Source organism: Desulfomicrobium salsuginis (assembly GCF_054657795.1).
The window spans coordinates 293671-317089 of the sequence record NZ_BAAHYA010000001.1; the positions used below are offsets into that span (position 1 = coordinate 293671).

General features: G+C 60.0%; 16 protein-coding genes, 2 tRNA genes and 1 pseudogene. 9 read left to right on the forward strand and 10 right to left on the reverse strand.

The window, feature by feature from the left end:
• Nucleotides 1-173: 173 nt before the first annotated feature.
• The 3 genes and pseudogenes from ACYQ3G_RS01240 to ACYQ3G_RS01250 all read left to right on the forward strand — a co-directional run bounded on the left by ACYQ3G_RS01240 (nt 174) and on the right by ACYQ3G_RS01250 (nt 2011).
• Nucleotides 174-404, forward strand: coding sequence for a hypothetical protein (locus ACYQ3G_RS01240; protein WP_459821612.1), 231 nt, complete (start codon nt 174-176; stop codon nt 402-404).
• Between the two features lie 511 nt (nt 405-915).
• Nucleotides 916-1591, forward strand: a pseudogene (gene istB / locus ACYQ3G_RS01245) (IS21-like element helper ATPase IstB); the annotation flags it as partial.
• Between the two features lie 96 nt (nt 1592-1687).
• A complete protein-coding gene (locus ACYQ3G_RS01250; RefSeq protein WP_459821614.1) occupies nt 1688-2011 on the forward strand; it encodes an ATP-binding protein in 324 nt (107 codons plus the stop codon).
• A gap of 136 nt (nt 2012-2147) precedes the next feature.
• Here ACYQ3G_RS01250 and ACYQ3G_RS01255 read toward each other — a convergent pair whose 3' ends face one another.
• The 10 genes from ACYQ3G_RS01255 to ACYQ3G_RS01300 form a co-directional block, all read right to left on the reverse strand.
• Nucleotides 2148-4655, reverse strand: coding sequence for an AAA family ATPase (locus tag ACYQ3G_RS01255; protein WP_459821616.1), 2508 nt, complete (start codon nt 4653-4655; stop codon nt 2148-2150).
• 44 nt (nt 4656-4699) lie between these two features.
• Nucleotides 4700-4885, reverse strand: coding sequence for a hypothetical protein (locus ACYQ3G_RS01260; protein WP_459821618.1), 186 nt, complete (start codon nt 4883-4885; stop codon nt 4700-4702).
• 1017 nt (nt 4886-5902) lie between these two features.
• Nucleotides 5903-6808 (reverse strand): LAPAL motif-containing putative phage structural protein, encoded by a 906-nt coding sequence (locus ACYQ3G_RS01265; RefSeq protein WP_459821620.1) that lies wholly within the window; start codon nt 6806-6808, stop codon nt 5903-5905.
• A gap of 659 nt (nt 6809-7467) precedes the next feature.
• A tRNA-Thr gene (locus tag ACYQ3G_RS01270) sits at nt 7468-7543 on the reverse strand.
• 90 nt (nt 7544-7633) lie between these two features.
• A complete protein-coding gene (locus ACYQ3G_RS01275) occupies nt 7634-8404 on the reverse strand; it encodes a hypothetical protein (RefSeq protein ID WP_459821622.1) in 771 nt (256 codons plus the stop codon).
• A 342-nt stretch (nt 8405-8746) separates the two neighbouring features.
• Nucleotides 8747-8832, reverse strand: a tRNA-Tyr gene (locus ACYQ3G_RS01280).
• A gap of 37 nt (nt 8833-8869) precedes the next feature.
• The gene (locus ACYQ3G_RS01285) at nt 8870-10465 is read right to left on the reverse strand and encodes a DUF3369 domain-containing protein (protein WP_459821625.1); all 1596 of its coding nucleotides are present in this window, start codon (nt 10463-10465) and stop codon (nt 8870-8872) included.
• 25 nt (nt 10466-10490) lie between these two features.
• Nucleotides 10491-12026, reverse strand: a complete 1536-nt coding sequence (locus ACYQ3G_RS01290; RefSeq protein ID WP_459821629.1) for an HD domain-containing phosphohydrolase — start codon at nt 12024-12026, stop codon at nt 10491-10493.
• A gap of 18 nt (nt 12027-12044) precedes the next feature.
• Entirely contained in the window at nt 12045-13610 is a 1566-nt protein-coding gene (locus tag ACYQ3G_RS01295; protein ID WP_459821633.1) for a DUF3369 domain-containing protein, read from the reverse strand.
• 155 nt (nt 13611-13765) lie between these two features.
• Nucleotides 13766-16675, reverse strand: coding sequence for an insulinase family protein (locus ACYQ3G_RS01300; RefSeq protein WP_459821635.1), 2910 nt, complete (start codon nt 16673-16675; stop codon nt 13766-13768).
• 130 nt (nt 16676-16805) lie between these two features.
• Here ACYQ3G_RS01300 and galE point away from each other — a divergent pair, with 130 nt between their 5' ends.
• From galE to ybgF, 6 genes are all read left to right on the forward strand, one after another.
• Nucleotides 16806-17783: a UDP-glucose 4-epimerase GalE gene (galE, locus tag ACYQ3G_RS01305; protein WP_459821637.1), complete on the forward strand. Its 978-nt coding sequence runs from the start codon at nt 16806-16808 to the stop codon at nt 17781-17783.
• 321 nt (nt 17784-18104) lie between these two features.
• On the forward strand, nt 18105-20915 hold the full coding sequence (gene ileS / locus ACYQ3G_RS01310) for an isoleucine--tRNA ligase (protein ID WP_459821639.1): 2811 nt from the start codon (nt 18105-18107) through the stop codon (nt 20913-20915).
• Nucleotides 20908-21447, forward strand: coding sequence for a signal peptidase II (gene lspA, locus ACYQ3G_RS01315; RefSeq protein WP_459821641.1), 540 nt, complete (start codon nt 20908-20910; stop codon nt 21445-21447). The genes ileS and lspA overlap by 8 nt, the downstream gene beginning before the upstream one ends.
• Nucleotides 21428-22213, forward strand: a complete 786-nt coding sequence (gene lgt / locus ACYQ3G_RS01320) for a prolipoprotein diacylglyceryl transferase (protein ID WP_459821643.1) — start codon at nt 21428-21430, stop codon at nt 22211-22213. The genes lspA and lgt overlap by 20 nt, the downstream gene beginning before the upstream one ends.
• Nucleotides 22203-22406 carry a PLDc N-terminal domain-containing protein gene (locus tag ACYQ3G_RS01325; protein WP_459821645.1) on the forward strand — a complete coding sequence of 68 codons (204 nt, stop codon included), beginning with the start codon at nt 22203-22205 and terminating at the stop codon, nt 22404-22406. The genes lgt and ACYQ3G_RS01325 overlap by 11 nt, the downstream gene beginning before the upstream one ends.
• 62 nt (nt 22407-22468) lie before the next feature.
• Complete coding sequence (gene ybgF, locus ACYQ3G_RS01330) at nt 22469-23410, forward strand: tol-pal system protein YbgF (RefSeq protein ID WP_459821647.1); 942 nt, start codon at nt 22469-22471, stop codon at nt 23408-23410.
• Nucleotides 23411-23419 lie beyond the last annotated feature (9 nt).

The window sequence follows — 23419 nt, forward strand, 5'->3', positions numbered from 1 at the left end:
TGATCAATAGTGCGTATATTATATCATATTATTTTTGAAAATTTGTTACGCTCTTAAACTCTTCTTAACACAGGGCTGTATCTATAAATACATGTTACAAACAACAAATATCCCACTATAATATGCACTATACATGGCTTTTTATCATTTATTAACTTAAGTCAGGAGGAAACATGCATCAAGATATGATGTTTTTTGTAGAGAAAATAAGCGAGTCATTGCCGCCAATATTTACACGTAGTGTAGCGGTCAGCAATCTCGGGGGACTACTCGGCGCCAAAACGCTGGCAAACATCGACAATAGAGGGGAAGGGCCTACATCAAAAATCAGAATGGGCAAGAAAGTTCTCTACGAGCGTGACTCCTTTATTGAGTGGTTAAAGCAATATTACAAACTATCATGAATAGTGAGACACGAGGCCAGCTCGTGTCTCACCTAGAGCGCCTAGTGAACAATCCTGTTTTGCTAGCGTAGGTCCCAGGCAGATTGAGACAAATGGATTTTCACAAATAAATTTTCGACGTAGGCAATAGTGCCATCACGAGCCCTACCCCCACAAAGCAACTTGTTTATCATTTTGAAATTATTGAGTTTAATATTTTTGACACAATTTTTTCCCTGATTTTCAGCGAAAACCCAGCGCATTCCCAGAGAAGAGGCGGCGCAAGCCCTGTCCATTTCAGAGCAAAACTCGCCTATAGGCTACAATCGACGGGTGATCAGCGGAGCAAATGAGGCGTAATCTCACCGCAAAACACCACAAGCCAACAGCAATCAGAGAAAGACTTCAGCCCCTGCCCTGCGGCACCGGCAAGAACCACCTGCGCGGAACACGTGAAAACGGCCGGGTCGTGCATTCGAAAACTGCTACCTCGTACACTCTGATCGCGGCACAGGAGAAAAGCAGTTAAGCTGACTATCTGGAGGCCGTCCTCAGGAGTGAACACGACCTGCTTCAGGGACGGTCACGGCAGGCCATGGCTAGGATGGCCGGATTTCCGTCCATCAAAACGCTGGACGACTACGACTTCAGTTTTGCCACGGGGGCGCCGAGGCAACGTTTGCTGGAGCTTTCCAGCCTGGCATTCGTGCACCGTAAGGAGAACATCATCTTCCTCGGGCCAAGCGGGACAGGAAAGACGCACTTGGCCATCGCTCTGGGCTATCTGGTCACGCAGTGCGGCATCAAGGTCCGCTCATGTCTGCGGCGGATCTGATGCTTCATCTGGAGAGCGCACAACGGCAGGAGCGCTACAAGGATTGCCTCAAGCGGAGCGTCCTCGGCCCGAGGCTGCTGATTATCGACGAGATCGGCTACCTCCCGTTCAGCGAGACTCAGACGAATCTGTTCTTCCAGGTCATAGCCAAACGATATGAGTCGGACTCGGTCATCCTGACGTCGAATCTGAGCTTTGAGGAATGGGAACTAGCCTTCGGTAGCAATACCGCGCTGACATCGGCAACGCTGGAGCCAGGCTTCTGCACCATGCCCATGTCGTTCAGATTCGCGGGGACAGTTACCGGCTCAAGGACAAGCGTAAGTCCGGAAGCATTGGTCAACAGATTCCGGTCATGCAGACAGAGGATTAGGCTGGGTGGGTCAGTTTTAACTTGCCGAAAATCGGCAAAGGTGGGTCACATTTCGAATTCCGTTGACACTTGGGCCAGCTCGTCTCGGATCGGGCCGTGGACACTTACGAGCGCAAGCTGGCGGTGCTGACCAAGGCGGATCTGCTCATCATCGACGACTTCGGCCTCAAGCCCATGCGCCCCGGACAGGACGAAGACTTCCATGACGTCATCACGGATCGCTACGATCGGCGGCCGACGATCATCACCAGCAATCTGGATTACTCGGAGTGGAACGACGCCTTCCACAACAAGCTGCTGGGCGCGGCCACCTGTCGAACGAATCATGCACGGCGCCTATCAGGTCGTTCTGGACGGCAAGAGCTACAGGACACCTCACAAGGATCTTTCCCCTTGCAGAGGCTACTCATAAACACATAACCAGACGAGGTCGTCCGAGCGAAAAATCACGCGCAACGGAACTCCAGCATTACTGGATGCAAAAAAAAGAGGGCGCCCCGTACGCAGAGGCACCCTGTTTTTTTGCAGAATGGTGATCTATAATGCGACACAGACTCTATACACAACGATAATAAGTCGCCTTGCCAGCGCCTTCTGGTTTGACCAAATTAAGCCTGTCAAGTTTCTTAAGTAAAAGACCTAATTTATCTTTTTTGAATCCGGTCACAGCCTCCAATTGAAGTCGTTTATAGTTTTTTTCCTTGAGAAACGCATACACCTTTTCCTCATCTGGGGACAGATCAATCAACTTACCAGCCTCAACAAGAGGACTATCCTTTTCGCCAGTAGTCGAGTCACCACTATTGCTTTCAGGCAATGTTTTAAATGCTGAACTTAGCTCCCCTTCAATCCACTTCCAAACTCCATACATTGGGAGGTGATAAATCACACTGCAATCATCAAGCCCACAGATTTTAGTTTTCTCGACAGTTAACCGAATAACTGGACCGCCTTCTTTACACGCTTCTTCCACCTGTTCGCTCTTATCCTTCAACAATCGCAATTGCTTGCGCCCATCCACCCTAAATACATTTTGCGCCAAATCCGTGAGATCTGTAGGCCCTTTGTAAGTTATCCCTTCTTTATCAGAATGATGAACAATGAAGACTGCAATTCCATTAAACTCCAATTTTTGGATAAACTCATTCAAATTATCAGAACTATATTTACCAGCTTTTGGATCTAAAGCCTGCAGATTATCAATGATAAACAACTCAGCGTTTAGCAACTTCAATTTTGGAATAAGAATATCAGCATACGCTGCGTCAAACCGTTTAAATCCAGACATAGGACGCCTAACGTGTATATTCTTATTAGCGAGAGCGACCAGATTAGGTCTTGTTTGAAGTAACTGCATGATATGCTTCTTTCTCTTTTGTGGCGAGATTTCTCCATCCATAATACACACAGCACGAGCGCGCAGCGCTGGTATCCCAAATGCTTCCGTTCCAGTAGCGACTCCTATTGCAACCTCATCCGTTCCGAAGCTTTTTGCTGTTCCTGTAGGCCCATATAAAACCGATGAATTTTCTGGATTTATGAGCTGTTCCAGAGTCAGAGGCCCATCGTCCTTAGGATTATCTTCTGATATTTCACCAAGAGAAATAAAACTGACTTCTTCGGCCTCATTGCGGCCTATAGACTCCTTAGAACTATCTAGCGGCGCTGTGACAACACCGATATCTATGATAAATTTCTTATAATCCGAAATCGAAAGAGCTCTATTGCATATGGCACGTGCAAACTTGGATGGCCGTTCTATATCATCTAAATAATCCGCCTGCACCAAAAGCGTATCCTTCCACTGATCTTGGCCAAGCGACTCAGCACAGTCCTGATCTTCACCAGCCAAACCTCCACCTGCAAATATGGGCCACTGGTAAATTTTAACACTCGTTGCCCCGGCCTTTTCGCAACGTTCCGCAAGCTTAGAAGCACTTACCAACCCGTCCTGAGTAAATTCATAAACGATCACAACGCGGTGATCAGGCAAATCAGTGAGATCCAAGGCTTCGAAAGCACTTGAATCTCCAAAGTATCCAGAAATAATGATCCTTACCCTTTCTAGCAGGGACGATTCACGCGCAATACGCCTGAACTCCATTGCAACCGTCATGTCCATGCAGATAATTATGGTTGCACTTTCATGAATAGCCATCTCTGCACGAGAATACAGCCTAGCTGGAACTGGAGTTGTACCAATTTCAAGAACATAACTGCCTTCCTTTTCAACGCGGTTAGCTATCAAGAAAAATTTATTCTTAGGGCGTGCTTTGTCCATGTATAAGCAAACGGCCTGTTCCTTCATCCCGCGATAATCGTTCAGATAGTCAATGGATTTGAGCAAGTATAACCGCCCCTCGATCACAAGTTGCTTAGGAATTAGCTCCTTTATTTGTGAATTATGTAGTGGAATGATCGAATCAAGTTCTGACTTTACAGGAAATGTTCGAAAACAGTATTCTGGTCTCAATCCGAGGAGATATCCTACAATCAGCGCAGCCTTACACCTACTTCGTCCTAAGATCTTAATCGCCAGATCAATGATCCCCACAGATTCCGTAACGCTAGCTGATTTCATCCGCCTTACATAATCCCATGCTTGAGCAGTTCCCGCTCCTATTTTTTCAAAAAATAAAATGCGAAATGCATCGCTGAGCATAGAAAATACAAATTCAATCTGAGCAAAGAAGATTCTCCTATTTAAGTCCGAGATAAGATCTGACGGCAATTGCGCAGCATCAATTTTATTTACCTGCTTGCATACGTCAGGCGCCATGCGTGGCTTATCGACACTCGAAGGCATAAAGCTTGGGCTTGGAAAGCAAAAATTGCTTGCTGGAGCAGCGGGCGTTACTTCACCAAAACGATGGGTTGTTGCTGGCGAGCTACTATCCCAACGACTTCCTGGCTTCGGCTCAGACACCGAACTGCTTATCAACTCAATATCAATAACCTCGTCCGTCGACCCTTGGCATCGCTTTCCACCTATATTGAATGAACGCGTCACGGGCTGCTTTGTCTCGATCGCCCGCTCAATATCGTCAAATATATTATTACTCATAATGACTCCTCTTCATGGGCCGGGAAAATCCCAGCCCATGAGATTTACTTTTCAGGAATAATTGTGATTTCAAAACGAGGCACTACAACAGGAACGATAGAGATCTTGAATTCTTTTATCTTCGCGAGTGTTTCCGGTGAAACACTAAGAGCCTTCACAATCTCTTGAACTATTCTCTGAGCATCATCATTATGATTGCTCATGCCATCAGAATATTCCTCTAAACTCATACGTCACTCCTTGAAGAATACAAATCATGACTCTCAACTCGACTCGACATAATGGCAGATTGTATAATTTTCGAAGAAAGCCATTCTAAAAATGACTTTCTATCGTAACAAACTTTGCCAGCAAGGATGAAACGTTCCTTGGGCCCTTGACCAATTGAGTCACAATTGGCCATGTACTTTGAACTGATTATACCACCAGTAAGTCTTCCAACGTCCTTTCTAGGAAAAGCAACAGGAAGGCTTTCGCTCAGTTTATCGATTATATTCATTGCAACCTCTGCTTACTGACACTGTTGAACCAAAAGCTTTAGTGCTCGACTAAACAACACGTTAAGACATACCAACCAAATCATGGATTGTGCAATTTGGGCGGAGCAGCACGAGGCTGCATGCGTCACGGAAGATAGGAGCAGCACGGGGCTGCATGCGTCACGGAAGATAGGAGCAGCACGAGGCTGCATGCGTCACGGAAGATAGGAGCAGCACGAGGCTGCATGCGTCACGGAAGATAGGAGCAGCACGGGGCTGCATGCGTCACGGAAGATAGGAGCAGCACGAGGCTGCATGCGTCACGGAAGATAGGAGCAGCACGAGGCTGCATGCGTCACGGAAAATCAGGGCAGCTCTGGGCTGCGCGTGTCTACGGATAATCAGGGCAGCTCTAGGCTGCGTTTTTTTACTTTTAGTCTGGGTGCATTTTAGCTGTCAAGGACTAATTAAATTAACCCGCAATTGAACCAAAACCGCCCACACCCTCTTCTCGGGATTATCCGCTCTCGCTGTCGGGAAGCGAAGTATTTAGCAGTGACGGGACATGTTCTAATGAGCGCTGCTGTGGCGCGGGTTAGTGGGCGCTGTCAGATAAAATTCTCTCGCTGGTGAAGTTACGGGCTGTTTAGCGTGAAAACACCCATGATAGCAGCAAGTTGCGCGCTAATTGGCGCGATAGATTTCTAACTAATTGCGTTGTTGGAGCCAGGAGCACTAACATGATAAATTGGCCCTCAGGCCCATTTCTCACATCTCAAGTCTAGGGTGATTCATTTTGATGACGCCGGTAACTTTGGTGATGGTCCTGTCGGCCCTAATGACATCACCGTCCTCTCCATAAATCGTGTCTTCGTCCAGCAGGACGCGGAGAGCATGCCCTGGCCTGATATCCAGTTTGCCACCTTGGAATTCTTTCAACCATTGTTCATCGGCGATCTTGGCGCTGAACGTCTTCTTGTCGTGTCTGAACTCCCACATGGAAGTCCCTAAAAAATCAGGCTTTCTGACCATGAGAATCAGCTCTGAAGAATTCCTAATGGTGTTGCGGGCGAGCAAGTCCTCGATCTGTTCCTGCGTGATGATAGCCGAGGAGTCCAGGCCGGAGTCTCCGTTATCGTTAGAAATGATCACACGCTCGCCTTCTTGAAGCGTGGACACCGATTCACAAATCTGAGCCATACACTTAGCCATGTCAGAGGCTGGGATTTGTTTGTAGGCCGGATATTTCAGCGCCCCGCTTTGTGCCGCTGCGTCGTAGACCCTCGAAGTCAGTTTGTGGAATTCGTTGTGGGTTCCAAGTGACTTGTTGTCGTCGAGGTAGCGCAATATAACGTGTTTCACATCAACAAGATATTGACCGACTGCTGGCTTCCAGTCTAAATTTCTAATCGAATCGTCTGGAACAGCTTCTAGGAACTGCTTAACCCATATTCTTACAGAGCCTTCTTCGATTCTCTCAAGAAGAAAGACAGGCTGAATTTTTGAGTCGATTGCTGATACAAGGGTGACATCAAGTTGCTGCAGGGACTCGATGAAGTCTGCAGCAGCCTTAAATAACCGTTGAGGGCGCTCCACGCCTGGTTTGAATGTCAGCGTGATGCAGTAGTCAGGCCTTGTGTCTTTGGGCCATTGAGCCCATCTTTCTTCTGTCATTGCAATACTCGCGAATTTAGGACCGCGAAACTTGTTACACGGCCCCTATCACAGCCTTCGCATACTACGCAACCAATTAAAATGTATGACATCGAACATTGTCCAAGTGACAGCTCAGACCAACTCCCTTCCGACACAGACGGCTTTGTCGATGATGCGGATGTCGTTTTTGAGGCTACCTTAGGCGCCGCTTTTAACGGGGAGTAGGTCGGATTGGCGCTGATGAAGATGAGCTTGCCGGTTTTGGCGTCGACCATCTTGAAGTAGGCCAGGTCTTCGACGACGAACATGCAGTCAATGCGCAGCTTTGTCTGCACGACTGCGATATGTTTGGCGCAAGGTTGGAAAGGGTGAATGAAATTTGCGACCTATTTGTCCAGAGATTGGAAATCTGCGCTGACAAGATTCTGCGCCCGGTTCAAAGACAAAATGACCAACCTCTAACGCTGCCGTTTACACACAAAAAATTTGGCACTCTCGTTCGTGGGTAGGTTTCCGAGTCGGGCTTCCCTACGCCAATCGCCGCGCACGCTTACACTATCGGCATCAAACACCCCGTTGGAACAGCCCTTGGGGGACAGATGGGGGACAGAATTGCCCGATAGTCAAAAATGAAAGACAAAAGGGGCTAGCTTTTTAAGCTAACCCCTTATTCTTACTGGAGCCAGGAAAGAGAATTGAACTCTCGACCTACTGATTACGAATCAGTTGCTCTACCAACTGAGCTATCCTGGCGAAAACAGCGAAGTCGTAGCTATCCAAGGCGTGGGCGAGCGTCAAGGGAAAAGTGGAGATCGGGCGCCTTGGTCTGTGGTTATTCTCTCGTCAATCAGTGATTTCCAGCGCGAAAGGCAGTTCCAGGGCTTTGCCAGCCCCCTGGAACTGGGCCCAGGCCTTGTAGATGCCGGGGCGCGGGAAGGCGGCTTCGAAGGCGGCGGTGGTGGCGTTTTCGGCCGGGACCGGACGGGCGTGGAAAAATTCCTTTCCGTCCGCGCTCAGGATGACCAGATCGCCCGAGGCAATGTCCACATCCGTCAGCGGGGCACCGTCGGGCTGGATCAGGCCGAGGTCTATGCGATGGGCGGTCGGCGTCTTGTGCACGGCGATGTCCGCGCCCAGGGTTTCGCTCACCACCCTGCCCGGCACGTGTACCTCAAGAGGCAGCGGGGCCACTGCATCGCCAGCGACCTGCAGTTCGGCCATGGCGGTGACGGGCCGGCCGCCCAGGGGCGTGAGGCCCAGGTAGACGAAGTAGGTCCCCGGCACGGGAAAGGTCAGGTTCATGGTGAACACGCCCCCTGCCCCCATGGACGGCCGCATGAGCGTGAACACGTCGAGCCCCTGGCGGACGATGGCCAGTTCCGGAGCGCCGGCCGGGTCCAGATCCGTGACGGTGGCCCCGTTCGGGTCAGCCAGCGTCAGATCCAGGCGGACGGGCGCGTTGGCACCGGCCGGTGCCGGATCGCTGGCGACATGCAGCTGGTACTCGCCATAAACGATCCCGCGCGCGCCGTGCACGGGTTCGGCATATCCCGCCGTCGAGAGCCCGGAAAAGCACAAAAGAAGCGCAGCAACGAAGAGGGTGCGTACGAACATGGGAGGCCTCCTTTCGCGCGAAAATCACATATCCGCGGGATTTCGTCCAGCCTCGGGCGCGCAATCGGGCAGAATCCCCTTGCCGTACGCGATGCACGGAATCGGCGGCCACTGCCGCGTTTCACGCGTCATGACGCATCACGAGCGCCGTCATTGCGAGGAGGCTTCGACGAACGGGTCGGGCTATGCGCGAGCAATCCATCTGGAGTGAAATGATGGAAAGGCATGGACTGCCGCGCTACGCTCGCAGTGACGCGTGATGTTCCCATCATGACGTGGAAAATTTGCTGAACTCGACGCGCACAAACGAAAAAACCCGCTCGAAAGCGGGTTGTGGTCGGCTGGTGGAGGGGGGAGGATTCGAACCTCCGAAGTCGTTCGACGACAGATTTACAGTCTGTTCCCTTTGGCCACTCGGGAACCCCTCCAGGCAGAGGGGCTTAGTAGGTGAACGAGACTGCACGGTCAAGATTTTTTTTCGCTCTCCCCCATTTCAACATCCCGGCTCTGCTGAAGAATGTTCTCCCGCAGGGCCAGGAACTCCTGCCGGTGCCCCAGGAGCAGGTCCACCAGGGCCGGGTCGAACTGGCGGCCGCGCTGTTCCCGGAGGCGGGCCAGCGTGTCCTCCACGCTCCAGGGCTTTTTGTAGACGCGCTCGCTCAAGAGCGAGTCCATCACGTCCACCACCCGCGCGATGCGGCTGAAAATGTGGATGTCCTCGCCCTTCAGGCCCGCCGGGTACCCGCTGCCGTCCCAGGACTCCTGATGCTCCAGGGCGATGCGCGCGGCGGCCTGCATGATGCGGTTCCCGGAACGGTTCAGGATGTCGAATCCCAGACGCGGGTGCTCCTCGACGATACGGCGCTCGACCTCGTCCAGGGGGCCGGTCTTGAGCAGCACGCGGTCGGGGATGGCGACCTTGCCCACGTCATGCATGGGCATGGCCAGGCGCAGCAGTTCGCAGTCGTCCTCGTCGAGGCCGGCTTTGCAAGCCAGCAGGTGGGCCATTTCGGCCACGCGGTGCACGTGCAGGCCCTCGATCAGCGCCCGGTTCTCGACCACCTCGCCCAGGGTGAAGATGACCTCGCGGTGGGTTTCGGTCATCTCACGGTTGAGCAGAAGATTCTCGAAGGCCACGGCGGCGTTGGCCGCGAAGATGTGCACGAGGCGCTGCTCCAGCTCCGAGAGGCAGCGCTTGATCCGCAGGAAGAGGACATGGCGCGACCCGCTGTCCATGCCGAAGCAGCCGGCATAGCACTCGTGGTCGAACAGGCAGTCGTCGGCGCCGACCGCCCTGCGGACCAGCTCCAGCTCCTGCCCATCCAGGGCCTCGCTGGCCAGCCGGGACTTCATGTTCGAAAAATCGCCGGTGCCTGCGATGATGACGAAGTCGTCCTCCCTGTCCCGGGCCGCGAATCCCGAACCCGCGCCCAGGTACATGGAGCTTTCCTCCAGGCGCAGGAGCGACGTCATCTGGGTCAGGACCCCGCGGGCGAAGCGCTCCAGGCTGCTCGAACGAAAGAGGTCCGCCGAGGCGGTGATGATGTCCTCCAGGCCCTGACGGCTGCGGTCGATGGCCTGCAGGTCCCGGAAGGAGCGGATGCCCGTGGTCACGGCTGTGAAGAGCTTCTGGGCCGTGAGCTCGGACTTGTTCTTGTAGTCGTTGATGTCATAGTCGATGATGACCTGCCGTTCCGGAGCCTGGCCGGGCTGGCCCGTGCGCAGGATGATGCGCACCAGCCGGTTGCCCAGCGCCTCGCGCACGTGGCTCGCCAGATCGAGGCCGGCGTGCGGCGTCTCCATGACGACATCAAGCAGCATGACCGCCACGTCGGGATTGTCGTCCATGACCCGGCGGCCCTCCTCGGCGCTGTACGCGCTCAGGAAGACAAGGGGCGCGCCCTCGAATTCGTAGCCGCCCAGGACCATGCGCGTGATGCTGTGCACCTCCTCCTCGTCGTCGACGATGAGGAGCTTCCAGGCGTCCCGCCCCCGCGCGGGAGCGGCGACGACTTCCTCGTCCGCGAACACCAGGTCGTCGCGCAGGTCGTTTCCGGTCATGAACCCTCCGTGTCCCGTCGGTCGCCTAATCCGGGTAGGTGGCGCGGATGGCCAGCAACCCGTCGATGTTCGCCAGAAAGATGTCCACAAGGCGCGGGTCGAACTGCCGCCCCTGCTGATCCCGCAAGTAGGCCAGGACCTCGTCCAGGGGCCAGGCCTTCTTGTAGACGCGGTCGCAGGCCAAGGCGTCGAAGACGTCGGCCAGGGCCGTGATGCGGCCGAAAATGTGCGTCTCGTCCTCCACCAGCCCGTGCGGGTAGCCCGTGCCGTCCCAGCGCTCGTGGTGCTGCAGGGCGATGGTCGCGGCCGTGCGCATGATGCGGCGCGGCGAGTTCTTGAGGATGGAATGGCCGATGACGGTGTGGGTCTTGATGATGTTGAACTCCTCCTCGGTCAGCTTGCCCGGCTTGAAGAGGATGGAGTCGGGGATGCCGATCTTGCCCACGTCGTGCATGGGCGAGGCCATTCGCAGGAGCTGGGCCTTGTCTTCGGACAGCCCGGCCTTGACGGCCAGGAGGTAGGAATATTCGGCCACGCGCTTGACGTGCTGGGCCGTCTCCTTGGAACGCGTCTCCACGACCTCGCCCAGGGTCAGCACGACCTCGCGCTGGGTGGCCACGATCTCTTCGGTCAGGAACAGGTTGTTCAGGGCCACGGCTATGTTGCCGCCAAGGATGTGCAGCAGGCCCTGCTCCATCTCGTTCAAGGGGCGGCCGAAGGAGGCGTAGAGGACATAGTCCTGGTCCGTGTGGCTGTTGTAGAAGCCTGCCGCGAACTCCTTTTCCAGGACATGCAGACGGCGCTGCGCCGATGTGGTGCAACACAGTTCGAGCATGCGCCGCGCCGGCCCCGAAAAGCCGTCGCCTGGGTCGAACAGCCCCCGGGACTCGAAGACCTCGACCCGGCCTTCCCGGACCGTCCCGACCAGGCCGAACTCGGAGCACGACAGGCCGGCGCAGCGGCCCGTGCGCAGGATGTGCTCCAGCGCGAGCACGAAGAAGTCCTGCACCGCCTTGACCGCGAACAGTTCCGCCGACGCGGCGATGACGCTCTGCAGCCCGATCCGGCTCTGGTCGATGGTCCGCAGGTCGTTGAAGGAGCGGATGGCCGCCGTGATGGCCGTGAACAGGCGCTGTTCGCTCAGCTCAGCCTTGTGCTTGTAGTCGTTGATGTCGTACTCGGTGATGACCTTGCGTTCGGGCGCCTGGCCCGGCTGCCCCGTGCGCAGGATGATGCGCACGAAGGTGTTGGCCGCCTCCCGACGGACATACCGCGCGAACTCCAGGCCCGCGTTCTCGGTCTCCATGACCACGTCGAGGAGAATGACCGCCGTGTCCGGATGCTCGTCCAGGAGCATCTTGGCCTCGAGGGCGGAATAGGCGTGCAGGTACTGCACGGGCGTGTTCTGGTAGCGGTAGTCGCCCAGGGTCAGTTCGGTGACCTTGTGGACGAAATCGTCGTCGTCCACGATCATGACCTTCCACGCGCCATTGCCTTCCGACGATGCCGGCGGCGTCTCTTCCGCGAAGCGGACTTCATCCATCATGTCGTCGTTTCTCATGAACAGGACCCCGTCGGTTCAGTCGGGAAATTCGTTACGCAGGGCGATGAAGGCATCCAGATCGCCCAGCAGGATGTCGACCATGCCGGGGTCGAACATGCCGCCCCGCTCGTCGGCGATGTAGTCTCGTACGCGCGGCAAGGGCCAGGCCTCCTTGTACACGCGGCGGGAAAGCAGGGAGTCGAAGACGTCCACCAGGCAGGCGATGCGGCCGTAAGGATGGATCCCCTCCCCGCGCAGCCCCCGCGGGTACCCCTGCCCGTTCCACCGCTCGTGGTGCTCGTGGGCGATGACGGCCGCGGCCTGCATGATGGGCCGCGGCGACCCCTTGAGCATCTGGAAGCCGATGCGGGTGTGCGTTTTCATGACCTCGAACTCCTCGGTCGAAAGGGGCCCGGGCTTGAGCAGGATGGAATCGGGGATGCCGATCTTGCCCACGTCGTGCATGGGCGAGGCCAGCCGCAGGAGTTCCGCGTCCTGGGCGGCGAAGCCGAGGCGTTCGGCCATGAGGCGGCAACATTCCGAAACCCTGCGCACGTGGCTCGCCGTTTCCTTGGACCGGGACTCCACGCACTCGCCCAGTGTGAAGATGATCTCCTTCTGGCTGTTGGCCAATTCCAGGCCGAGCTGCATGTTGTCCATGGCCACGGCCACGTTGCGGGAAAAGACCTCGACCAGTCGATGCTCGAAGGGACTCAACGGATGGTTCAGGCGGAAATAGAGCAGGTTTTCCCCGCCTCGTCTGGAACGGAAATACTGCACGAAATGGTCGCGGGTGAACTGGCTCGACTTCTCCCGCACGGCCGTCCGCAGGGCGTCCAGCACGTCAAGGGACAGGCTGCAGGCCAGGCCGATCCCGCAGTGGCTGAACTCCCCCGTGCCGGCCAGCACGGCGATGTCCCCGTCCTGGACCGTGGCCGCGAAGCCGGAGGGCGAATGCAGGAACAGGCAGTCCTCGTTGACGCGCAGCAGCGAGCTCATCTGGTCCAGCACGCCGCGGGCGAAAAGCTCCATGTCGCCGCGCTGGAAAAGCCCGCGCGTGGAGGAGATGATGAGCTCCAGGCCCTGGCGGGTCTTTTCGATGGCGCGCAGGTCGTTGTAGGAGCGGATGGCCGTGGTCACGGTGGAAAAGAGCTTCTGGGCCGTGAGTTCGGTTTTGTGCTTGTAGTCGTTGATGTCGTAACGGGTGATGACGTCGCGTTCCGGGGCCTGGCCCGGCTGCCCCGTACGCAGGATGATGCGCGCCAGACGGTTGCCGAGTTCGCCCCGGATGAACTCCACCAGGTCGAGGCCGGCCTGCCCCGTCTCCATGACCACGTCCAGGAGAATGACGGCGACGTCGGGCTCGGCGCGCAGGATCTCCGCGGCCTCCCGGCCGGAATAGGCGCTCAGGAAGGACAGCCCCCGGCCCGAGAAGGTCATGCCCTCCAGCACCATCCTGGTGATGACGTGCACTTCCTCCTCGTCGTCGACGATGAGGAGCTTCCATCCGGGCAGCGCCCTGAAGCCGGCGGCGTCGGCTTCCGCGGCAAACAGCAGTTCGTCGGAGTGCGCGCCCGGGGAGGAGTGGGAGATGTCGTTCATCGGTTCACCGCGTTTGAGGTCTCGTCCGCCTTGGGCCGGCGGATTCAGTGTGACCCTCATGCCACGCGAACCGACATTTATCAAAACCTTTTTAAAACCTGACGGATGCCGCCGCAGCGGCGCATTCCCGACTCCTCCGGGCCCGGTCGATCTTCCTAGAGCAGCTTCAGCTTCCTCGGCAGTTCGAGCCCCTGCAGGCCGGCCCTGGCCAGGGCCTCCTCGCCGGACATGACGCAGACCAGCCCCGAGGCCGCAGCCTCGCGCAGGAGCGTGCCGAAGGAGCGCAGATGGCCTTCTTCCGTGGCCAGCACCTCGTCGCGGATGCGCTGGCGCGTCGGCGTGGTCACGCCGGCCATGTGCTGGGTCATGGCCGTGAAGCCCTTGGCGTCGGGCAGCTGGTAGGGGTCCAGGTCGCCGGAGGTGCCGATGATGGCCTTGAGCAGTTCGCCCCGGTCCAGACTGACGGTCTCCAGGAACTTGCCGCAGCCGTCGAAGGCCTCCAGAGTGGATGCGATGTTGGGGTCGCGGTAGGAGCCGAAGCTCATGAGACCCGTCAGGCGGCCGTAGCTGCAAAAACCGCCGTAGGCCCCGCCCAGGACGCGCACCTGCTCCCAGAGCCAGGTCGTGCGCAGGTATTTCGAGGCCACGAGGCTCGAGCCGTGGAACCCGTACCCGGCCGCGTGCAGGTCGCAGACCTTGCCGACGTAGTTGACCTGGGCCGGGATGATCAGGGCCTCGTGTTCCGCCGCGGCCGGGCCGGACCAGACCGCCCGCTCGGCCACGCCGCCGGGCAGGCCGGCCGCGAATTCCCGGAAGCGCTCGCCGTGTCCGGCGAGCATGGACTCGTCCATGGTCAGGTTGACCACGGCGCCGCCGCGCCGCACCACGGCGCGGCGCAGGGTCTCCAGGTCGTCCAAGACGCCGTTCCAGTCACCGTCGATCCTGCCGGCCAGTTCCCGCAGGAAGAGGAGGCTCTCGATGCCGCCCATGCGCTCCTGCAGGCTGTCGGCCAAGTTGAAGCGCGACCGCAGCCGCAGGCCCACGAAATGATGCCCCGAGGGCACCAGGGCGTGCTCCAATCCCGCCTTCTCCTCCAGGACCATCTGCCGGAAGCGTTCGCGGTCGTCAAAGCGGGGCCGGGTCAGGGCGTCGCCCACGATGTCGAGCATGTCCCCCACCCTCGCGCCCACGGCCTTGGCGCGCACCACGAGCCGGGCCACGGGGTCGGGCCCGCCCTCGCGCTGGGTCAGGAGGGTGCGGGCGTAGATCCCGCCGGTCTTGCTGTTGATCCGCTTGGAGAAGGACACGTAGTCTTCGAGGTCCGTGCCCATCTCCGTCAGGGCGCGCCCGAAGAGGGGCACCAGGGGGATGAGCCGCTCGGGCACGGCGCCAAGGTCCAGGGCCAAGTCCAGGTAGCAGATGTCGTTGGTCGGCAGGTCGTGCAGCAGGGCCGTGGCCCCGTCCCAGTCGCTGGCCTCGGTGGGCACGACGCGCACCTCGGGGTCGATGTCCACGCGCGACAGGCACGGCAGGGTCGCCAGGGCCTCGGGGGAATCCGGGGTCTCCTGCATGCGCCGCAGCTGTTCCGTGCGGCGCACGAGCTCCTCGTCGCTCAGGTCGGCGTGGGCTTCGCGCAGGGCGCGGATGAGCGCCTGTTCCTCGTCGTCGACGCGGGCTGCGTAACCATCCTCGGGTTCCAGGACGACCACCGTGTGATGGGGGTTTTCAAGGATATGGCGGCGGATGAATTCCTCGAAGACCTTCTCGCCCCGGGCCAGACGGTCCTTGAGGGCGGCCAGGGGCTTCTCGAAGGCCACCAGCTCCAGGGGGTCCAGGTCATAGAGCCAGGAGCCCAGGGCCCGCAGCATGACGATGAGGCCGCGCGGGTAGGAGCCGGTGTTGTTCTCGCGCAGGTCGAACTCGGCGGAGTTGAGGCCCGCCTCGATGAGGTCGGCCTCGAACCCGTCGGCCACGATGTCCTCGAGGGTTTTGAGGATGAGGGCCTTCACGGCCTCGAAATTCTCGGGCAGCACGCCCTTCAGGCCCACGGAGTAGTACATCTGGGCCATCTCGTGCTCGACTCCCGCGCCCGTAAGGTCCTCGCCCAGGCCCGACTCGATGAGTGCCTTGCGCAGGGGCGAGGCGTTCATGCCCGTCAGCAGGCCGTCGAGGATCTTGCAGGCCAGGACCGTTTCCGGGTCCTCCTTGCCGGGCAGGAGCCAGTTCATGGTCAGCATGCCCAGGGCCTCGTCCTCCTCGCCCATGGCCTCGAAGCCCTGGCGCACCTCGCGCGGACCGTCAAAGGCGGGCTGCAGGCCGACGGACGAATCCACGTCCAGGGCCTCGAAGCGGTCCAGGTACTCGCGCAGCAGTTCGAGACGCGCCTCGGGGTCGTCGTCGCCGTAGAAGAAGATCCAGGCGTTGGACGGGTGGTAGTAGGTGCTGTGGAACCGCGCGAACTGCTCGTACGTCAGGTCCGTGATGGCGCGGGGATGGCCGCCCGAGTCCAGGCCGTAGGTCGTGTCCGGGAAGAGGGACTGCTGGGACTGCTCGGCCAGCTGCGAGTCGGGGGAGGAGTAGACGCCCTTCATCTCGTTGTAGACCACGCCCTTGACGGCCAGTTCCGCGTCAGCGGCCGGCAGGTCCAGGTGCCAGCCCTCCTGCTCGAAGATCTCGGGGGTGATGCGCGGGAAGAAGACGGCGTCGAGGTACACGTCCGTCAGGTTGTAGAAATCCTTCAGGTTCTGGCTGGCAACGGGATAGCACGTCTTGTCCGGGTAGGTCATGGCGTTCAGGAAGGTCTGCAGGGAGCCTTTGAGGAGGTCCACGAAGGGCTCCTTGACCGGGTACTTGCGCGACCCGCACAGGACCGAGTGCTCCAGGATGTGGGCCACGCCCGTGGAGTCGGCCGGGGGCGTGCGGAAGGTAATGCCGAAGACCTTGTTCTCGTCGTCGTTTCTGACCGAGAGGATGCGCGCACCGGTTCTGTCGTGGACGTAGAGGTCGGCCTGGGAGGCTATCTCCGGGACATGCGTGGAGGAAACGAGGGTGAAACCGGTGGGCATGGGTGCTCCTTCATGGTGATTCGCTTATTGTGCGCAGTTACTGTCATACACGGCCAAACCGCTTTGCAGACACGAAGGCTTTCTGTAAAGAGCGAAGCGGCAAAGTCAACCTGAACGCGAGGAAAAATCCATGGCGAAGATACTGGTCACCGGCGGAGCCGGGTACATCGGGTCCCACACCACCCTGGCCCTGCTGGAGGCCGGCTGCGAGGTCGTGGTCTACGACAACCTGTCCACGGGCAGGGCCGAAGCCGTGCTGCCCCCGGCGCGCCTCGTGGTCGGCGACCTGGCCGACGCGGACCGCCTGGACGCCCTCATGGCCGAGGAAGGCTTTTCAGCCGTGCTGCACTTCGCCGGCTCCATCGTCGTGCCCGAGTCCGTGGAGAACCCGCTCAAATACTACATGAACAACACGAACAACACGACGGAGCTCATCCGCCTGGCCGTCAAGAACGCCATCCCCCGCTTCGTCTTCTCCTCCACCGCCGCGGTCTACGGCATGCCCGACACCCCGGCCGTGACCGAGGACAGCCCGACCAGGCCCATCAACCCCTACGGCCGCACCAAGCTCATGAGCGAGTGGGTCATTGAGGACACGGCCGCCGCGCACCCGGGCTTCACCTACGTCATCCTGCGCTACTTCAACGTGGCCGGGGCCGACCCAGCGGGGCGCATCGGCCAGTGCACGCCCAACGCCACGCACCTGATCAAGGTCGCCTCCCAGGCCGCCTTGGGGCGGCGCGAAGCCCTGCACATCTTCGGCACGGACTACGACACGCCCGACGGCACGTGCATCCGCGACTACATCCACGTGGCCGACCTGGCCGAGGCCCACGTCCTGGCCCTGCGCCACCTGGAGGCGGGCAACCCCTCGGGCGTCTTCAACTGCGGCTACGGCCACGGCTACTCCGTGCGCGAGATCGCCGAGTCCGTGAAACGGGTCAGCGGCGTCGACTTCCCCGTCGTGGAAAGCGGACGCCGCGCCGGCGACCCGCCGGCCCTCATCTCCGACCCGTCGCGCATCCGGGCGACCATGGCCTGGGCCCCGCAGCACGACGACATCGACGCCATCGCCCTCTCGGCCTACGCTTGGGAAAAGGGTCTGTAAGCGGTCACCCGAAAAGCCGCTCTGGACTGCGTTGCTCCCCGATTTTGAAGGGTGAAGTGTAGCCGACTCCATGAGCCCTTCAAAATCGGCTCGCGCCTTGCCAGAACGAGTTTTGGGGCGACCTGGGTCTCAGCGCGGTTTGGTACGCCGCACACATGCGGGCGTCCTCGTTCCAGGTTTTTCAACAGTCGGCCGACGGGCAACAAACTTGACTTCGGGTGCGGGATATTCCACTGTTCTCCACTTCATTACTTGACGAACCAGCGCCGTCCGTCCCGCGGGCGGACGGCGCAGAGCATAACCTTTCAGGAGCGCCGCCCCATGAGCGATTACAAGAAAACCCTCAATCTCCCCTCCACCACTTTCCCCATGAAGGCCAACCTGACCCAAAACGAGCCCAAGGTGCTCGAGGGCTGGTACGCAAGCGACGCCTACGGGGCCATGGTTTCCGCCAACGACGGCAAGGAACCCTACGTCCTGCACGACGGGCCTCCCTACGCCAACGGCCACATCCATATCGGCCACGCCATGAACAAGATTTTAAAGGACGTCATCGTCAAGCACCGCAACATGACGGGCCGCAAGGCGCAGTACGTGCCGGGCTGGGACTGCCACGGCCTGCCCATCGAGCTCAAGGTCGAGCAGGAGCTGGGCGGCAAGGACAAGTTCTCCATCCTCGAAATCCGCCAGAAGTGCCGCGAATACGCCCTCAAGTACCTCGACATCCAGCGCGAGGAGTTCAAGCGCCTCGGGGTGCTGGGCACCTGGGACAAGCCCTACCTGACCATGACGCCCCAGTACGAGACGGCCACGGCCCGCGAACTGGCCAATTTCTACAAGAAGGGCTCGGTGCAGCGCAACAAGAAGCCCATCTACTGGTGCGGCTCCTGCGAGACGGCCCTGGCCGAGGCCGAGGTCGAGTACGACGACCACACCTCCCCGTCCATCTACGTGCGCTTCCCCATTGAGGCCGGCCGGTTGACTGAAGTCTTCCCCCAGGCCGCCGCGGGCAAAAGCTACATCGTCATCTGGACCACCACGCCCTGGACCATCCCGGACAACCTGGCCGTGGCCGTGCATCCGGACTTCGAGTACGACCTCATCGAGACCGGCGGGAATTTCTACGTCCTGGCCAAGGAACTGGCCGAAGTCTGCGCCGGGAAGTTCGGCTGGTCCGAGTGGAAGTCCCTGGCCACGGTCACGGGCGCGGCCCTCGAAGGCCTCGTCGCCCGCCACCCCTTTTACGACCGCCCCTCCCCCGTGGTCACGGCCGACTACGTGACCCTCGACGCGGGCACGGGCTGCGTGCACACCGCCCCGGGCCACGGCCGCGAGGACTACGAGACGGGCCTGCGCTGCGGCCTGGAGATCCTTTCCCCCCTGGACGACCAGGCCCGCTTCCTGCCGTCCGTGGAGTTCTTCGGCGGCAAGAACGTCTTCGAGGCCAACCCCCTGGTCATGGCCAAGCTGACCGAGGTCGGCAACCTGCTGGCCAGCGAGAAGATCCGGCACTCCTACCCGCACTGCTGGCGCTGCAAGAAGCCCGTCATCTTCCGGGCCACGACCCAGTGGTTCATCGCCATGGAAGCGAACGACCTGCGCGCCAAGACCCTCGACGCCATCGACAACGACGTGCGCTGGGTCCCGTCCTGGGGCAAGGAGCGCATCCACAGCATGATCAAGTTCCGCCCCGACTGGTGCATCTCGCGCCAGCGCATGTGGGGCGTGCCCATCATCGCCCTGCTCTGCAAGGACTGCGGCGACGCGTATTTCGACGGCGACTGGGCCCACGGCATCGTCGACCGTTTCGAGTCCCACCCCCGCGGCGCGGACTACTGGTTCGAGGCGCCCCTGTCCGAGGTCGTGCCCCAGGGCCTGACCTGCCCCAAGTGCGGCGGCACGCACTGGGAGAAGGAGGACGACATCCTCGACGTGTGGTTCGACTCCGGCACGAGCTTCGCCGCCGTGGTCGAGGGCCGCAAGGAGTGCTCCTTCCCGGCCGACCTGTATCTGGAGGGCACGGACCAGCACCGCGGCTGGTTCCACTCGTCTCTTCTGGCCTCAATGGGCACCCGCGGCGTGCCGCCCTACAGGGCCGTGCTGACCCACGGCTTCGTCCTCGACGGCCAGGGCCGCAAGATGTCCAAGTCCATCGGCAACGTCGTGGCCCCGCAGGAGGTCATCGCCAAGCACGGCGCCGAGGTGCTGCGCCTGTGGGTGGCCTCCGAGAACTACCAGGAGGACCTGCGCATCTCCGACGAGATCATCGGCCGCCTGGTCGACGCCTACCGCAAGATCCGCAACACCTGCCGCTTCATCATCGGTAACCTGAGCGACTTCGACCCGGCCGCGGACGCCGTGGCCACGGCCGACATGCTGTCCCTGGACCGCTACGCCCTGAACATGGTCCGCTCGCGGCACCAGGCCGTGCAGGCCGCCTACGAGGGCTTCGAGTTCCACAAGGTCTACCACAACCTGCACAACCTCTGCACCACGGACTTAAGCTCCTACTACCTCGACATCATCAAGGACCGCGCCTACGTCACCGGCGCCACGAGCCTGGAGCGCCGCTCGGCCCAGACGGCCCTGTACCACATCCTGCTCATGATCGTGAACGACATGGCGCCGATCCTCAGTTTCACGGCCGAGGAGATCTTCCAGCACCTGCCCGAGGCCATGCGCCCGGCGGGCGGTACGGTCTTCGCCATGCGCGTTCCTGAAATCGAAGGGCAACTCCTGAGCGACGAGGAGGAGGCCGTCTGGAACCTCGTCTTCGCCGTGCGCGGCGACGTGACCAAGGCCATCGAGCCCCTGCGCCAGTCCAAGGCCCTGGGCCATTCCCTCGACGCCAGCGTGACCCTGCACGCCACGGGCGAGGCCTTCGAGAGCCTTAAGTCCGTGGCCTCGGACCTGCGCGACGTGTTCATCGTCAGCCAGGCCGCCGTCACCGACGCCCCGGCCCCGGCCGACGCCGTCCAGGGCGAGGTGGCCGGCGTGTCCGTGGTCGTGGACAGGGCCAAGGGAGAGAAGTGCGCCCGCTGCTGGATCCACGACGAGAACCTGGGCACGGACCCGGCCCATCCCCAGGTCTGCCCGCGCTGCACCAAGGTGCTGCAGGACTACCATGCCTAAGCCCAAGCACGTCCCCTGCCCGCCGCCGGACATGAGGCGGCGCTACCGCCTCATCGCGGCGCTGGCCGGCGTCGTCATCGCCCTGGACCAGCTGACCAAGCTCTGGATCCAGCAGGCCATCCCGGTCTGGGAGAAGGGCTTCACGGTCATTCCGGGGTTCTTCGATATCGTGCACGTCCTGAACCGGGGCGCGGCCTTCGGCTTTCTGAACCGGCACGACATCGACTGGCAGCGCCCGTTCTTCGTCGTCGTCTCCATCCTGGCAGTGGGGCTGATCGCGGTGCTGGCCAGGAGCAAGGACGACGACGGCCCGTTTTACGTGTTCGGCCTCGGCCTGATACTCGGGGGGGCCCTGGGCAACCTCGTGGACCGCGTACGGCTCGGGGTGGTCATCGACTTCCTGGACTTCTACGTGGGCCAGTGGCACTGGCCGGCCTTCAACGTAGCCGACATGGGCATCTGCATCGGCGCCGGCGCCCTTCTCGTGTCCTTCTACCAGCAGAGGCGACGCTGTGTTTCCGACAATCCTTGAGTTCCCGCCCTTCGTGCTGTTCGGCATCCAGTTCGGCCCCTTCGCCCTGCACACCTACGGCCTGTTCGTGGCCGCCGGATTTCTGCTGGGCATCGGCTGGTCCATGCGCGAAGCCAGACAGCGCGGCCTCAACCCCGAGACGGTCTCGGACCTGGGTTTCTACATCATCCTGGGCGCCATTCTGGGCGCACGCCTGCTGTACGTCCTCATCAACCCGACGTATTTCTGGCACAACCCCCAGGAAATCCTCATGTTCTGGAAAGGCGGCCTGGTCTTTTCCGGCGGGGCCATCATGGCCGCCATCCTGGCCCTGGCTTTCCTCAGGGTCAGAAAGCAGGACCCCTGGGTCTGGATGGACCTCCTGGCCCCGGGCATCGGACTGGGCGAGGCCATCGGGCGCATCGGCTGCCTGGCTGCGGGCTGCTGCTACGGCGCGTCCTGCGACCTGCCCTGGGCCATCACCTTCCATCACCCCGATTCGCTGGCGCCCCTGAACGTGCCCCTGCACCCCACGCAGCTCTACCACAGCCTGGCCGGGCTGGCCTGCTTCGCCGCAATCCTGGCGGCCAAGCCCTTCGTCAAGGCGCCGGGACAGCTCATGGGCCTCTTCCTGATCCTGTTCGGGGCCTTCCGCTACGTGATCGAACTCTTCCGCTCCGACTACCGCGGCGATTTCGGCCCCATCAGCGTGACCCAGTTCATCGCGCTGTGCGCCGTTCTCCTCGGCATCTACCTCATTTTCATAAGGAATCGCCATGTTCGCTGACATACCCGTCTGGGCCCTGCCGGTGCTGCTGGTGCCCATCATCCCCAACCTGTGGTCCATCATGCACCTGTACAAACACGAATTCCCGACGCAGCAGGAACGAGCCGCCTGGATTGTGGCCCAAGTCATCTTGCCGGTCCTGGGCGGTGTGGGCTATATCCTTTTCGGCAGAAAACGCGCCCTGAAAAAATAACCCCTTGCTCCCGGGAAACGGGAGGCCAGGGAAGAGCAAAACAGCACTTCAGAGAGGTTTCCATGACTTCTTTCCGCGCATCCAGCAAAATCCTCGTGGCCGGAGCCCTGGCCGTCATGCTCGGCACCCTTCCGGCCTGCGTCACGTCCAAGAAGGACTTCGACCGCCTGAGCAGCCAAGTCTATTACCAGCAACAGGAGCAGGCCAAGCTGCAGGAACGCATCACCAAGATCGAGTCCGACCTGGCCCGCTCCCAGCCGGTCCAGGCCAACAGCTGGGCCGAGCTGAACTCCATGCGCAGCCAGCTGGCGGCTCTGAGCGGCCAGATGGAGGACTACCGCCGCACCCAGGAAATGCAGGGTGGCCTGACCATCGACTCCCTGAACGCCAAGGTCCAGGAGCTGGAGCGCCGGAACATGTTCATGGCCTCGCAGCTCGGCGTCGTCTTCGACGAGATGCCCAGGACCGAAGCCGCCCCCGCCGCACCGGGCATGGCGCCGCAGATGCCTGCCGGTCAGGCTCCCGCGGCCCAGCCCCCCGTCGCCCCGATGGCTCCCGGCAAGCCGGCCGTCGTCCAACCCCAGGCGCCTCAGCCGGCCCAGGCAGCGGGAGCTGAGACTCCCTCCGACGTGCCTGGACAGGAGCTGTACCAGAGGGCCCTGGAAGCCTTTTACGCCATGAAGTACAAGCAGGCCCAGACGACCTGGGCCGAGTTCGTCAAGGGTTTCCCCAAGGATCCCCTCGTGCCCAACGCCATCTTCTGGCAGGGCGAATGCTTCTTCCAGCTGCAGGACTACGCCAACGCCGTCCTGACCTACCAGAAGGTCATCGAGGAGCACAGCAAGTCCAACAAGTACCGGCCGGCGCTGCTCAAGCAGGGCATCTCCTTCTACAAGCTGAAGAAGGACCAGGCCGGCAAGCTGGTCCTCGAGGACCTGATCAAGAAATACCCCGATTCCGCCGAGGCCAAACGGGCCCAGGCGTACCTGAAGGAAGGCAAGTAGCCGCCAACG

Bases quoted from the DNA above. Each gene is read 5' to 3' on its own strand.
- ACYQ3G_RS01240 (WP_459821612.1), top strand. From the start codon at position 174: ATGCATCAAGATATGATGTTTTTTGTAGAGAAAATAAGCGAGTCATTG.
- ACYQ3G_RS01255 (WP_459821616.1), bottom strand. From the start codon at position 4,655: ATGAGTAATAATATATTTGACGATATTGAGCGGGCGATCGAGACAAAG.
- ACYQ3G_RS01260 (WP_459821618.1), bottom strand. From the start codon at position 4,885: ATGAGTTTAGAGGAATATTCTGATGGCATGAGCAATCATAATGATGAT.
- ACYQ3G_RS01265 (WP_459821620.1), bottom strand. From the start codon at position 6,808: ATGACAGAAGAAAGATGGGCTCAATGGCCCAAAGACACAAGGCCTGAC.
- ACYQ3G_RS01275 (WP_459821622.1), bottom strand. From the start codon at position 8,404: ATGTTCGTACGCACCCTCTTCGTTGCTGCGCTTCTTTTGTGCTTTTCC.
- ACYQ3G_RS01285 (WP_459821625.1), bottom strand. From the start codon at position 10,465: ATGACCGGAAACGACCTGCGCGACGACCTGGTGTTCGCGGACGAGGAA.
- ACYQ3G_RS01290 (WP_459821629.1), bottom strand. From the start codon at position 12,026: ATGAGAAACGACGACATGATGGATGAAGTCCGCTTCGCGGAAGAGACG.
- ACYQ3G_RS01295 (WP_459821633.1), bottom strand. From the start codon at position 13,610: ATGAACGACATCTCCCACTCCTCCCCGGGCGCGCACTCCGACGAACTG.
- ACYQ3G_RS01300 (WP_459821635.1), bottom strand. From the start codon at position 16,675: ATGCCCACCGGTTTCACCCTCGTTTCCTCCACGCATGTCCCGGAGATA.
- galE (WP_459821637.1), top strand. From the start codon at position 16,806: ATGGCGAAGATACTGGTCACCGGCGGAGCCGGGTACATCGGGTCCCAC.
- ileS (WP_459821639.1), top strand. From the start codon at position 18,105: ATGAGCGATTACAAGAAAACCCTCAATCTCCCCTCCACCACTTTCCCC.
- lspA (WP_459821641.1), top strand. From the start codon at position 20,908: ATGCCTAAGCCCAAGCACGTCCCCTGCCCGCCGCCGGACATGAGGCGG.
- ACYQ3G_RS01325 (WP_459821645.1), top strand. From the start codon at position 22,203: ATGTTCGCTGACATACCCGTCTGGGCCCTGCCGGTGCTGCTGGTGCCC.
- ybgF (WP_459821647.1), top strand. From the start codon at position 22,469: ATGACTTCTTTCCGCGCATCCAGCAAAATCCTCGTGGCCGGAGCCCTG.